This window comes from Ketobacter alkanivorans (assembly GCF_002863865.1).
In the GTDB taxonomy this organism is placed as follows: domain Bacteria; phylum Pseudomonadota; class Gammaproteobacteria; order Pseudomonadales; family Ketobacteraceae; genus Ketobacter; species Ketobacter alkanivorans.
In genome coordinates, this window is the sequence record NZ_CP022684.1 from 3,251,137 (window position 1) to 3,264,382 (window position 13,246).

The following is a 13,246-nucleotide window of genomic DNA, read 5'->3' on the forward strand; positions in this document are numbered from 1 at the left end:
AGCGCATGCCGTGATGCGGCAATAGGCAGACCATTCATGACAAGTGCCAGCCCCCGTGTATTGTGGATCGTTACCGACGAGAAACCCGGCCACCGTAGCCAGCAAGAGGGCTTGGTGGAGCGGCTACAGGCGTTGGCCCCGTTTGAAGTGCATTGGGTCAACGTCGACAGCCTCAGTATTGCCTGGTTGGATGTAATACTGCGGCGCCGGGTGCGGGCCGATCTGCCCCAACCGGACTGGATACTGGGAGCCGGTGCCGGTACCCACAGCCTGATTCTGAAATTGAAACGCATCTTTCGCGCAAAAACCATCTTGCTGATGCGGGGCGCTTTCCCCATGGCCTTATTCGATGCCAACATCACGCCGGTGCACGATAATCCCCCCAAGCGCAGCAACGTACTGCCCACAATTGGTGTCATGAACCCAGTAACCCCTCGTTATGAAGGTCGTGATCGTAACACCGGTACCTTCCTGATCGGAGGCACTAACGATCATTACCAGTGGGATGACGCCGTCATTATTGAGCAGGTGGAACAAATCTGTCGGGCACAGCCACAAGTACAATGGTTGCTGACCGACTCCCGGCGTACGCCAGAGGCCTTCTTGCCAGCCTTGGCGATGAAAAGCCTGCCCAACCTGAAATTGATCTCCCACAAAGACACCCAGCGCGGCTTTATCAAACAGCAGCTGGATACCACCGGCCAGCTGTGGGTCACCCGTGACAGCGTGTCCATGGTATACGAATGTATTACCTCCGGCGCCCCCACTGGCCTGCTGGATATGAAACCCCTGCGCCAGTCCCGTGTAGTGAAAGACATGAATAAACTGCTGGGGCAAAAATGGGTGCGTGACTATGCCGAATGGAATGTAACGCAGTCGCTGCCAGAGACAGAAACCAAACTGTGGGAGGCGGATCGGGGGGCTCGTTGGTTATTGGCGTATCTGACTTAACCTTGATTACCTGTGTCTGATTCGTGAGTAGAATTCTATGTATTCCCGCAGGATATGCTGTTTGCAATAACCCTCTGCATACACCTTGCTGCCACCTGTAATCAGGGATTGGCGCAAATCATCGCTTTCCAATACTCGCACTATCGCCTTGCTGAGAGCATCAGCATCGTCAATCGGTGTGATCAACCCGCTGAGTTCATCGGTGATCGCTTCCCCTGGGCCTTGGGAGTTGGTGGCCACAATCGGGCAGCGGTGCGCCCAGGATTCCATCACGATAGAGCCTAGCCCCTCGTGTCGTGAAGGGCACACAAACAGATCCACACTGGCCATCAGGGTGGTCACATCGTTGCGCCAGCCCAAAAAACGAACTCGCTCATCCAGACCCAATTGATGGCATAGAGCTTTAAGATTGGTTTCTTCCGGCCCAGAGCCCGCCAGCCACAAGGTGACATTAGGCGTTTGGGACAGGCTGTGCAGCAGCACATCAAAGCCTTTGTTCACATGCAACCGACCTGCTGCCAATATTAGAGGTCGTTCGGCGGGGGTGTTAAAGCTATCCCGAGGAATCGGATTGACAGGTGTCTCGTCGGCAAAGTTGGGTATATAGACAACCCTTTCTTTGGGGAAGCCGCCATCAATCATATGCTGGCAAATGCCACGACTGATACCAACCCAGTAGTCTGCATGGCGATAGTACTTTAGCTTATAGTAATGCCCCAGCCGGTTGACCAGTTGATACTTTTTTGATGCCGGAGTGCTGCCACTGGCCCGACTCATCCAAGTCATTACAATTTCAGGATCGAAGGATTTCAAAGCGTGTAGATACTGCCACTTACCTAGCAGATCGAGCTTGCCACCAAAACGAAAGCCTTGCGTATCGACGTGATTGTTGCGCAGAGAGTCAATGCGGTGGGCGTGGTCACGAATAAACGCTTTCTCATTCAGTTCGGGGCACCCATTTAGCCCGCTTACTAGTCGCACAAAGAAGTTTTCCGCCCCGCCTTGTTCGGCACCGGCCAGTACCTGAGCGACGCGAATGGGGTTACTGTTCATGGTCTTTATCCTCTACTCCTTCATGAAACAGCTGGCCGTGGAAGCCGGGGAAGGTGTCGGCGCCGCGCTGATTCACGAGCGCTTCTATTCGCTCTCGAAGATTTTCTGTTTTACGACGGGCTTTGTTGCGGCGTAATGTCAGTGGCTGTAGCCACATGGGTAAAATGTTTTGATTGCCTAAGCCATCAATCAACACCAAGCGTACAATAAGGCCTTTGTGATTTCTTTGGGCTACAATGTTGTGTAAAAGAAGATCTCGAGAGGGTACTCCCAGGTCGATCCATTGATTACAGAACGTGTTTACCGCGTGCTGGCTATCTTCTGTGTGATCGTGATCCCAAAGGTATTGCTTGAGAGTGTGGGATATGTGTCCGCTGTGATCGCGTATTAGTTCTGACGTCAGTCCTCGGCCCATGTCAGTGTCTTCAAAACCGTAGCAGCGGCTAATCAGGTTGAATATGGGCATGCCAAACTGCTGTTCAAGCTGTTGCATGACATGAAATTCTTCAAGGTTGTCATCAAAACTGGAAAGAGGTTTAAGGTTCTTAGGGAACCCCTTTTTGCGTCGTCGTGCTTCCAGAGAAAAATCAGGGCGTCGAACTTTCACGCAGCGGTCAGGGTGCTTTGGGTGTACAAAGCATAACCGGTTACCACCTTGGGCAAAAGGGCGCTGCGACGATAGCATCAAAGTCATTTCATGGTGCCGTTAAGGTTGATATCCTGCGCCCAGACGTAGTTGTGGCTAAATGGAGTGAGGGTAGACGCTTCAAGAATGTATTGTGCATATAGTTTGGAATTCATTTCGGAATGGAAAAATTCGTGAGCCCTAGCTGCCCACGCCTGGCGTTTCGCATCATCGTTATGGAATTCACGAATTTTTCTTAATAGATCATCTTCGTGTCGAAAATAGACGGCGCTTTCTGCGGGCAAGAGTTCGTTAAACATTAGATCCGAATGTGTGAACTGTAAAATTCCATTCCCGGCCAGTTGTGCCATGCGTGCAGAAGAGTACCAATAGTGACCTTCTTGGCGGTTAAGGTTTAGTCCCATTTTTGTGTTCGCCAGTGCTCGATCATAATCGCGCCCCCATACGGGTGGCTCGCCAAAGCTGCCGTAGGTTTTGAAATTCATTTCATTGGATAGGGCATCTTTGAATCGCTTGATCATTTGCAAACGTTTGGTGAAATCGTTGCTGTTGCTACAGAAAAGCAAATCTATGGGCAGGTCGGATCTTTCGTGATTGTTGAGGTTCTCGATAGATGCGTCCACTGGATTGGGCATGTGGTAGACGCGAGCACCAAAGCCTTCAAATATTTTCAATTCACGACGACCGGTTGAAACGAAAACGGCGTCAGTGACTGTAGCGCGATGCTTGATGCGCTTGACATTACTGGGAACAAAAAGCGGGTCGTTGTTACAGTGAACGACAGCGCATTCGGGAAAACGCTTTTTAATGGCCGCAAGAGTATCGTTGCTGATCATATCGCAATGACCAGCGATTACTAAGTCAGGCTCGAAGGCATCTACGGTTTCCAGTAAGCGCCGATTGGCTTTTTTGACGCCAAGATCTCGTATGCCCAAAGGTGCCTCAAACGCGGCGACGTCACGATCACTGAATCCCTGGGTATAGTGATCGTTCTTAATTAGTCCGAAGGTCAGTTTCTGTGCCCAGCTGACCCGTGTTTTCCCGTAGCGGCGCAGCTGTTGGTAAGCAATATTGAGTACTCTCATGGAGTGGTGTTCCCAGGGGTGATATTAGCGTAATTTGCTCTCGATTATACCAGTGCTGGTCGCAGCGCATAACCCGTGCGGGTGCAGGTCAGCGCTTTTGTTGCAACAGGCTTTCATAAACCGCCAGGGTGCCTTGCACCTGACTTTCCAGATAGAATTCCTTTGGCAGGTAGATATCGTATTTGGTGCGTAACAGATCACTGACACGCGAGGCAAAAGCTGCAATGTTGTCCGGTTCCACCAGCCCTTGCTGGAAACCCGCATTCAATGATTCGCTGGCGCCGCCGCGGTTGTAGGCCGCAACGGCGCAGCCGCAAGCGAGAGCCTCTGGCACGGTCCGGCCGAAAGGTTCGGATTTGCTGGACATATGACATGTGATGTCGGCTACACCATAGAAGGCCTGAATATCTGAACGGTGACCCACAAAAGTTACCTTGTCGTTCAGGCCCAGCTTATCGCGAAGTTGCAGAAGTTCGTCAAGATAGTGCTCTTTGTTGGCCTCTGCTGCTCCCACCACCACGCCGTGGACGCCAGGCTCCCTTTCGATTAACTTGGCCATCATCTGCAGAAACGCCTCCTGGCCTTTCCAGCGAGATAGGCGCCCCGGCATCAGAATTATGCGCTTTCCCTCTAGTTCGGGGTATTGCTTAAGCAGTGTTGCTCTCCATTGCTCCGAGCAAGCTCTCGGGTTAAACGCTGAGGGGTCCAACCCGCGGTAGATGCGGGTTATGTTTTCCGGGGGTACATCGTAGTTATCCAAAATATATTGATGTACACAGTCAGAAATAGAGATCACCCGTTCAGCCTTGCCCATTATTGCGCTATAGGGTGTTACCGAATACATACCATGAAACGTGCTCACCAGGCCTGGGCGAGTGCTTGGCGGCATCTTGCGCCAGGCTAGCCAGACGATCCAGGCAGGGATGCGTGATCGCACGTGAACAATATCCGGCTTGAGCTCCGTAAGCAGCTTCCGCATTGGCCTGACTTGCAGCAGAGAGCTGAGGGACTTCTTATGTACCGGCATTTCTATGTGCTCGGTGCCCTCAGCCACTAGCTGATCGACCATGCGCCCACCGCTGGAGACTACAATTGAGTGATGCCCTTGCGCTGCAATCTCTCTGGCAAACTCCACGGTGCCGCGTTCCACCCCGCCCGAATTTAAGGCAGGGAGAACCTGGACAATCTTCATTGGTTTGTCAGCTTGGTTCACTTGATTGGAGCCAGAGAATCCCCGCGACCCACAGCGTAATAAAGGAAGCCTGCGGCCTTGGCGTCCTCTGGATTGTATAGATTTCGACCATCAACCACCACGCTGAACTTGAGCTGCTGCTTGAGCCAGTCAAAGTCCAGTGTGCGGAATGCTTTCCACTCGGTGCAGATCACCAGTGCGTCGGCTCCGGCAACAGCCTCATTGCGATGCTCGCAGAAAGCCAAGTCATCGCGGTCACCGTAAATGCGGTGGGTTTCTTCCATCGCTTCAGGGTCATAGGCCCTCACCTTGGCACCAGCAGCCCAAAGGGATTCCATTAGATTACGGCTGGGTGCTTCGCGCATGTCATCGGTGTTGGGTTTGAAGGATAAACCCCACACCGCGATGGTTTTACCCTTCAAATCGCCGTCGAATGCCTTGTTTACCTTGTCGAATAGCACGGACTTTTGACGTTCATTGACGTTTTCAACAGCTAACAACAATTCAGGGTTGTATCCAATATCCTGTGCCGTTCTGGCAAGTGCTTTGACGTCTTTCGGGAAGCAAGAGCCGCCATAGCCACAGCCAGGATAGATGAAGTGGTAACCGATGCGCGGATCGGAACCGATACCTTCACGTACATGCTCGATGTCGACGCTCAGTCGCTCCGCCATTTGCGACATTTCGTTCATAAAGCTGATTTTGGTGGCCAACATGGCGTTAGCGGCGTATTTGGTGAATTCTGCCGCACGCACATCCATAAACATGAGCTTGTTGTGGTTGCGCATATAGGGGGCATAGCATTCTTGCATGACCTCTTGAACCCGCTCTGAGTCCGTACCCACTATGATACGAGCGCCTTTAGTGAAATCCTCAAGCGCGCTTCCTTCCTTGAGGAATTCAGGGTTAGAGCATACGTCGAAGTCGATGGCCTCACCTCGATTGGCCAGCTCGCCGGCGATCGCTGCCTGAACCTTTTCCGCGGTACCCACAGGAACGGTGGACTTATCCACAACGACTTTATAGTCAGTCATGTGCTGGCCAATGGTTTTGGCAACAGCCACCACGTACTGCAGATCTGCAGCGCCGTCTTCGTCGGGCGGAGTGCCCACAGCGATGAATTGTACCGTGCCATGAGCAACACCTTCGGCAGCAGATGTGGTGAAATTCAAAGTGCCTTCCGACACGCAGCGCTTCACTACGTCCTCTATGCCGGGCTCAAATATTGGGATAAGCCCTTGTTTTAACTTGTCTATTTTAGCTTGGTCTATGTCTACACAGACCACGTTATGACCCACATCAGCCAGGCAGGCGCCAGTGACAAGACCTACGTAGCCGGTTCCGAATACGGTGATTTTCATAACTAGTGCTATCCTGCATTGCTATTTGTGAAGTGTGTGAATGTTCAAGGCTTTACGACAATCAAAGGGCGAAGGATAAACGTCTTGTGGGCAAAATTCTACGTGCATTTCTTACATGCAGGGGCTGTTTGTTAGGAATCATCGTGCAGATTATTTATAACATTAGCCGCAAGTGAATAGCGCTCAATACGTTATAATGCGCGGACATGTGTATTCGAGGCTAGTGAATGACAGAGCAAGCGAGATTGTCCCGTACGAGTCTGCAGACCTATTGGCGGCTATTAGGGTACTTGAGTGGTTTGAGAGGGTATTTTGCCTTAAGCGTATTCGGATTTTTGGTATTTAGTGTTTCTCAGCCAATGCTGGCCAAGCTAATGGAGCTGGTAATTAATGCAATCGAGCACAAAGATGCAGATGCTCGATGGGTGTTACCATTTGTTGCTGTTGGCATATTTGCTGTGCGTGGGTTCGGCATGTTTATGGGCAACTATTTTAATGAGTATGTTGGGGCAAGTGTCATTCGACGCATAAAATATGAACTTTTCCAGCATTTAATCGTTCTGCCAGCAAGGTACTATGATCAGGCATCTCAGGGACAGTTGCTGCATAGGCTTAATAGTGGTGTTCATCAAATACAGACTGCAGTGACGAATGCTTTGAAGGTGCTTGTTAGGGAAGGCTTCACGATAATAGCTCTATTATCGTGGGCATTTTACCTTAACTGGAGGCTCTCCTTGACGTTTCTTGCATTGACACCGCTGCTTGTGCTTTTGGTTTCTTACTCGACAAAACGCCTAAAAAAAGTAGCAAAAAAGAGTGAGGGTGCACTAGGCGATGCAATGCAGGTTTCTAAAGAGTTAATAAGTAATTACGGTGTAGTTAGAGGTTTTGGTGCGGAAAAATATGAAAGCCAACGATATGGCAAGGCCTTGGATAGAGCATTTAAAACACAATTAAAAATCCGAAAAATATCATCAATATTTACTCCGTTATCGCAATTAATAGTTGCATCTGCAGTGGCTATAATCATTTTCTTGCTTCTAAATCCTATATTTCTGATGAGCAGTACAACTGGTGAGCTAGTGGGTTATCTCACAACCGTGGCGTTGCTACCTAAGTCGATGCAACAACTCAGCGGTATTAACGTGACGATACAACGAGCATTGGTTGGAGCAGATTTGGTTTTTTCGATTCTGGATGTTGAGCCAGAGAAAGATTTGGGAAATTTCGAAATTCAACGAGTGCAGGGAGCTGTTCGTTTTGATGGCTTATGCTTCCGCTATCCATCTTCAACACAAGATGTGCTTTCTCAAGTCTCGTTCTCCGTTAACCCAGGAGAAATGGTAGCTTTGGTGGGGCGTTCTGGAAGCGGAAAAACCACTCTGGCAAGTTTACTTTATCGGCTTTATGAGGTGGACGACGGCTCCGTTTTTGTTGATGATGTCGACGTCAATCATTATAAACTGACCAATCTTCGAAAGCAGATCGCGCTTGTAAGCCAAAATGTGTCGCTGTTTGAAGATACTGTGCGTAATAATATTGCTTACGGGGATGCTGCATACACAGATGAGCAGATAAGAGGTGCTCTTTTAAGCGCGCATGCTGAAGATTTTGTCAATGCACTTCCTCAAGGTTTGGATACAATGATTGGAGAGAATGGATTAATGCTGTCTGGAGGGCAGCGTCAACGAATTTCAATTGCGCGAGCATTTCTAAAGGATGCTCCAATATTGATCTTGGATGAGGCAACTTCTGCGCTGGATAACGAATCTGAATCTAAAATTACACAGGCTATAGAGGAACTTGCTGATAGTCGTACTACCTTTGTAATAGCTCATCGATTGTCCACAATATTAAAAGCAGATAGGTTGATCGTGATGGATGCAGGGCAGATTGTGGAGCAAGGGCGCCATGAGGACTTGCTTGCTAAAGGAGGTTACTACGCCAATTTATATAACTCTGAGTTGGTAAATGATTGAATGAAAAGCTTTCTCGTTAGGAAATTTGGTAAAAAGAAGAAGTGGGATTACCCTATCATTGATGGGATTACCTATGTGCATCACAATCCCAGTCGCGGCAATATAGGCGATTTTCTTTGTTCACCTCGTCATTATTTTACATGGAGTGAGCCGCTGGAAAATGTTGTTATTGTCGGTGGAGGTGTTTTTGTTGAGTTTGCTGTACCTAAATTGAAGGCGCAAAGTGTGGACTTCAGGAAGGCTGTGCTTTGGGGGGTAGGGCAGTCGATTCGAGATGAAAGTATGAACAATAAGCAAGTAGCGAGTTTACCATATTTAGCATGGGGGGTAAGGGACAAAAATTTTTTGTCAGATGAACGCCGTTTTCTGCCGTGTGTAAGCTGTTTGCACCCTATGCTTGATCAGGGTAGTGAATCAGATGAGACGTTGCTCTTCTTAAATTTTGACCCCAAAGTAACTCCCCCTCAGGCGCTCGAATCTGTCTGCTTGTTGGCGCAAAGCAATGGGTGGCGTCTGTTGTTTAACAATTGCAGTGAGGGCGAGTTTAGGAGTGCGTTGGCGTGCTCAGAACGAATTATCACTAACTCCTATCACGGAGCGTATTGGGGGCTTTTGTCTGGCCGGAGAGTCAACCTTATGGGTTACTCTTCCAAATTTTTTAGTTTACTCAAGAGCTTTGGGTTGTCATCGAGAGCGTGCTTTCCTGTAGGGCGAGGAAGTGTGGAGGATATTTTGACGGCACTGGTTGATGATTCCTTTTTGGACGCTGAAATAAAATTGGATGACTCACAATGTGTTCTCGCCGGATACAGAAGAATTAATATCTGCTTTGCAGAAAGCCTCATAGAGGTAGGATTGTTTGGTGGGTTTAATTTAAGAGTTGCCTAGTTAACTCTTCTGACCAACATTTCTTTAGCGGGCGGAATTTTTCACTGTTTGCCCAGTCTATTATTTGGCCGATTGACAGGTTGTTTAGTTCGCAGCGGATTATCTTGCCTGATTCTTCGAGTTGTTCAACCATAGGTGTTACTAGGTTGTTGTAGCCCCTGCCCTGGGGGCGAATGGTAACGGTTGGTAAGCGTGCGTTAACACCTTCGCTAATCATTGAAGCGCTGTCTTCTGTCGTGACTAGGATATAGCATTGGGATATTGCATCTATTAAAGAAATTCTTTCATCGTCCTTGTGCCATAGGTGGAGTTGGATTCTTTCGTTGGTTTTTGGGAAAGCCTTACTAAGGATTTTTGTGCATGTCTCAGGGGTTCTAGGGGATGTCGATATCGTCCATTCAATTTCCAGATCAATGCTGGAGTCAAGTATGTATTGACAGAGCCTTTCCCAGAATTCTTCGGAATACTGGTAGCCCTTGGTGTTGCCTCCAATTAGTAAAGTAAGTTTCTTTTGGTTTGTCAGGGCGCGTCGGGACAGTGTGAACTGCTGGAAAGTAATGCTGGTTGGTAGTGTTTGAAGGTTAATGTGGGCATGTTGTGCTGGAGTGGATGGGGTAGATATTAGCGTTGCGATTGTTTTGTGATCGATTCGCTTAGGTGCTCCCATATATATGATGCAGCTCGAATAAGCTTTCGATAATATCAAGGCCGGATATTCGAAGGGGGCCGTTTTAGCGATGATGAATGATCCTGCTTCAATTTCGGGGTGCTGCCCGATGCAGGCCCAAGCGATAATCCTCTTTAGGCTAGGGTTTTCTATTCTAGTTAAGGCCCATGCTGCAATTTTATATAAGTTGAAAAATATGCTTCTGCGTGACCGTGTCTCGCAATGAAGTTTGTTGATTAGGTCTGGATTGCTCTGTAATGCATTGGCAATGGCGTTAAGTTGGATGTTACTACCAATATGCTTTGATTCTAATACATATATCATTGGTTGATGCGTGCCCATTTTTGATGCCATTAATAGGTTGATTGGGGTAGATTATAAGTCATAATCGTAAGCCTGTATTTTCTTTAGGCAATCTAAAGCATTGCTCCATACATTCACTTGAGGTTAGAACAGGTAAACGATGCTGCACTACTTTCTAAAAAAGCGCCTCAAAAAGCACGATGAGAATAATAATATTCGATTAAAATCGATGATGACTATGCTTCATCTTGAGCAGTCGGCCATCGCTCGTTGTGGGTCTGGGATAGGGAACGATTGTGCTCAGAACATTGTTGTGTCATTGACATCCTATGAGAAACGCATAGACGAGCTTTATTTGTGTATCGAGAGTTTGTTTAGACAATCGTTAAAAGCAGATAGGGTTATTCTGTGGCTGTCGGTTAAGAATTTCCCCGGAAAGGATTTACCTAGAACGCTCTTGTCTCAGTGTGAAAAAGGTCTTGAAATTAGATTTATTGAGGATGATCTTGGACCCTATAAGAAGATCATATATACCCTTGACGAGTGCCCTGAAAGTCTCGTAATCACAGTCGATGATGATGTTCTGTATCCGGTGGATATGGTGGAGAAGCTATATCGATCTTACTTGCTCAGTCCTGCTGCAGTTCACTGTCATCGGGCCTATAGAATGCGGGTTCGCAATAACAATCAGCTCGAACCTTACAAGAAGTGGGATGTCGTTGGTTGCGAAGGGCAGACCGGTATCGATATTTTTCCGACAGGTATCGCAGGTGTATTGTATCCTCCTGGGAGTCTCCATCGGGATGTGCTTGATGTGAATCTGTTTATGCGTCTTTGTCCGGGGGCGGATGATGTGTGGTTGAAAGCGATGAGTCTTTTGGCGGGCAGTCTTTCTTCCAAGGTTGAAGATTCTCGTTCATGGAAGAGTCGATTCTTGACAATCGAAGGCTCGCAAGCCCAGAGTCTTAAGCGCGATAATTGGAAGCCGAGAAATGGTAATGACAGCAAGATCAACGCCGTCTTTGGTCACTATGACTTGTATCGGTTTTTGTGTGTATAGTTAATGCCTAATTCGTTTGCTTCTTCCAATGTCTTTGGGTGGAGTTGATGCAGGGAAGAAATCTGCGTAGTGCCGAAATCTGAAGTAGTGTCTTCGTAGGCTCCGATAAAGTTTGTTAAGTCTCCATCTGAGGATTACCTCAAAATTCCGACTTATGATCCCTTCAGTTTTCTTAATGGTTGTTGGGTGCGTTTTTTCGTAGATGGCGTGGGGTTCTACGCTATAGCATCTTAGGTTGTACAAAAAGAAGCTGTCGTAGAACTTATCGATGGGCATGGATATCTCTGAGCCGTGCTTAAGTATTATTTCCATCCCTCTTCTGTTTGCTATGTATCCCTGTGTACCTAGGCCTCCTCTTATTGGGCGAGTTAGGATGTGAGTATCAGTTAGCATCTTGATTCTTTTGCGCTTTCTGAGTTTTAGCGACATGAGTCTAACTAGGTGGGCGCCCTCACCAAGATTCTCGATAGCGTCCATTACATCGCCAATGTGCGCTTCCGCAATGACGTCGTCTTCAAATATGGCTACATGTTGGAGGCCAGAATTGTATGCTGTTTTAATGGCCCTGAGGTGTGACAGGTAGCATCCAACTTCTGATTTTGTCAGTTCGGCCTTTCGGTTCGTTAGTGCTTTGTGTTGATTGATGGATTCGCCCTTAAGCAGTTGTGGAAAAACGATCCTCCCATCAACCGCTGGAAAAATTTCCGCATCAACGCCGTCTCGTGCAAGTGCGTTTTGGAGGTTTCTTGCGGTCTCATTGTCTGGTGAGAGAGAAATGATAAAAGCTTTCATTTTGAGTTGATCTGCTGCTTATGGATGTGGGTATGATTGGGCCAAGTATAGTGAAGGGTGATGCCGGTTAGTAGGCCGTATATATATATGCCAGTAGAATAAAACATATACGATTCGAAGCAATTTACAATCAACCACATTGAAAAGTATGCCATATAAAACGCATAAATATCGGTGTGAATCATGCGCCGTCGCCAGGCCGAAGTGATATGAGTGAATGTCCAGAAATAAAGGGACGCTAATGCTGCGAGCCCTAAAGCGCCATAATTTACAGCGACTTCCAAGTATGTATTGTGGAGATGTCTGAATTTGTTCCTAATATTCTCTGGAAGGTTTGTCGAAGTTTGGATGGCAAGCTTCTTTCCATTCCCTCCCCAGCCTACAATGGGGTGCTGTTTGTAAAACTTGGCTGCTTCTAGCCATGTGTGAATTCGAATTCCAATGCTAGAATACGGCATTCTTTCAAAGTTGAAAGAGGTAATGGCGCTCAACGTGCGGGACTCCTTTTGCCACCTCTCGGACTTTATGTATTGGTAATTGAAAGCAATAATGCTTAGCAGCATTGCAAAGCAAATGGAACCGTATGTTAGCGATCTCGCTTTGTGCCCACCTTTGAGATTCTGAAAGAGGAAGAACGATATGGTTGTAGCAATGGCTATAGAAAACCCTAAGAATATCGCCCTAGTATCAGAGAGCTTCAGTAACACTGCTGCATAGATCATTGCTGTCACAGTTGCTATGATTGCAAGGGCTTTTGATCGAGATGTTTTTTGGCTTTGGTATACCCGTCTGCTGAAAATGATTAGGCCGATCAAGGCTGCCGCAGATAGCATGCTTGCGTGTTCCCAATTTACAACGCCGAATCTAGGCCGTTCACCATTAAATCCTTTTATGAAGTCATCGATACCCTCACCGTTCGTCCATGCGGCGAGAAAGAAGCCGGTTAGCGCTAGGGTCAATAATAACCACGGAGATTGGTTGTTCGTGCGCAAGGTCCAAGCCACTGGTATGAACAGAAACCAAGGAGCCAGACGGTGTAGCTTAAGGGAAGTTTCGGCTAGCTCTGGATGGTATAGGTGGCTGTTAATCCACGAGATGGTTTGTACTAGTATGCATAGGCCAAATAGCAAGAAAGGTGTGGTTCTAAGAGTGCTCTTTTGCATCAGAATACTAACGCTTGCAGCTAAGATCAGTAGCTGCATTAGCAGCTTTCCTGTATCTGGAAAGCAAAAATAGGTGAACGTAAACCCATATAAAAGCCAAAGACAT

12 protein-coding genes are annotated in these 13,246 nt (G+C 47.7%); 4 read left to right on the forward strand and 8 right to left on the reverse strand.

What is annotated here, in order from left to right; all coding sequences use genetic code 11:
* The first annotated feature begins 36 nt into the window (after positions 1 to 36).
* Positions 37 to 951, forward strand: coding sequence for a mitochondrial fission ELM1 family protein (locus Kalk_RS13895; protein WP_101894820.1), 915 nt, complete (start codon positions 37 to 39; stop codon positions 949 to 951).
* 6 nt (positions 952 to 957) lie between these two features.
* Here Kalk_RS13895 and Kalk_RS13900 read toward each other — a convergent pair whose 3' ends face one another.
* The 5 genes from Kalk_RS13900 to Kalk_RS13920 form a co-directional block, all read right to left on the reverse strand.
* Positions 958 to 2,004 (reverse strand): glycosyltransferase, encoded by a 1,047-nt coding sequence (locus tag Kalk_RS13900; protein ID WP_101894821.1) that lies wholly within the window; start codon positions 2,002 to 2,004, stop codon positions 958 to 960.
* Positions 1,994 to 2,698, reverse strand: a complete 705-nt coding sequence (locus Kalk_RS13905) for a YrbL family protein (protein WP_101894822.1) — start codon at positions 2,696 to 2,698, stop codon at positions 1,994 to 1,996. Before Kalk_RS13905 ends, Kalk_RS13900 begins: the two co-directional genes overlap by 11 nt.
* A complete protein-coding gene (locus Kalk_RS13910; RefSeq protein WP_101894823.1) occupies positions 2,695 to 3,735 on the reverse strand; it encodes a glycosyltransferase family protein in 1,041 nt (346 codons plus the stop codon). Before Kalk_RS13910 ends, Kalk_RS13905 begins: the two co-directional genes overlap by 4 nt.
* An 88-nt stretch (positions 3,736 to 3,823) precedes the next feature.
* On the reverse strand, positions 3,824 to 4,927 hold the full coding sequence (locus Kalk_RS13915) for a glycosyltransferase family 4 protein (protein WP_101894824.1): 1,104 nt from the start codon (positions 4,925 to 4,927) through the stop codon (positions 3,824 to 3,826).
* 17 nt (positions 4,928 to 4,944) lie between these two features.
* Positions 4,945 to 6,288 carry a UDP-glucose dehydrogenase family protein gene (locus Kalk_RS13920; protein ID WP_101894825.1) on the reverse strand — a complete coding sequence of 448 codons (1,344 nt, stop codon included), beginning with the start codon at positions 6,286 to 6,288 and terminating at the stop codon, positions 4,945 to 4,947.
* Positions 6,289 to 6,515: 227 nt separating this feature from the next.
* Between Kalk_RS13920 and msbA the strand changes: the two genes are divergently transcribed.
* On the forward strand, positions 6,516 to 8,267 hold the full coding sequence (gene msbA / locus Kalk_RS13925; protein ID WP_101894826.1) for a lipid A export permease/ATP-binding protein MsbA: 1,752 nt from the start codon (positions 6,516 to 6,518) through the stop codon (positions 8,265 to 8,267).
* Complete coding sequence (locus Kalk_RS13930; protein WP_101894827.1) at positions 8,268 to 9,155, forward strand: hypothetical protein; 888 nt, start codon at positions 8,268 to 8,270, stop codon at positions 9,153 to 9,155. It abuts the gene before it with no gap.
* On the opposite strand, the gene Kalk_RS13935 is transcribed toward Kalk_RS13930, so the two are convergent.
* Complete coding sequence (locus Kalk_RS13935) at positions 9,136 to 10,164, reverse strand: ELM1/GtrOC1 family putative glycosyltransferase (RefSeq protein ID WP_158643493.1); 1,029 nt, start codon at positions 10,162 to 10,164, stop codon at positions 9,136 to 9,138. The two genes, Kalk_RS13930 and Kalk_RS13935, sit on opposite strands and share 20 nt — an antisense overlap.
* Before the next feature lie 121 nt (positions 10,165 to 10,285).
* On the opposite strand from Kalk_RS13935, the gene Kalk_RS13940 reads away from it, so the two are divergent.
* The gene (locus tag Kalk_RS13940) at positions 10,286 to 11,185 is read left to right on the forward strand and encodes a hypothetical protein (RefSeq protein WP_101894829.1); all 900 of its coding nucleotides are present in this window, start codon (positions 10,286 to 10,288) and stop codon (positions 11,183 to 11,185) included.
* On the opposite strand, the gene Kalk_RS13945 is transcribed toward Kalk_RS13940, so the two are convergent.
* Together Kalk_RS13945 and Kalk_RS13950 are read right to left on the reverse strand one after the other, a co-directional pair.
* Entirely contained in the window at positions 11,186 to 11,977 is a 792-nt protein-coding gene (locus Kalk_RS13945) for a glycosyltransferase family 25 protein (RefSeq protein WP_101894830.1), read from the reverse strand.
* Positions 11,974 to 13,179, reverse strand: coding sequence for an O-antigen ligase family protein (locus Kalk_RS13950; protein WP_158643494.1), 1,206 nt, complete (start codon positions 13,177 to 13,179; stop codon positions 11,974 to 11,976). The genes Kalk_RS13945 and Kalk_RS13950 overlap by 4 nt, the downstream gene beginning before the upstream one ends.
* Positions 13,180 to 13,246: the final 67 nt, after the last annotated feature.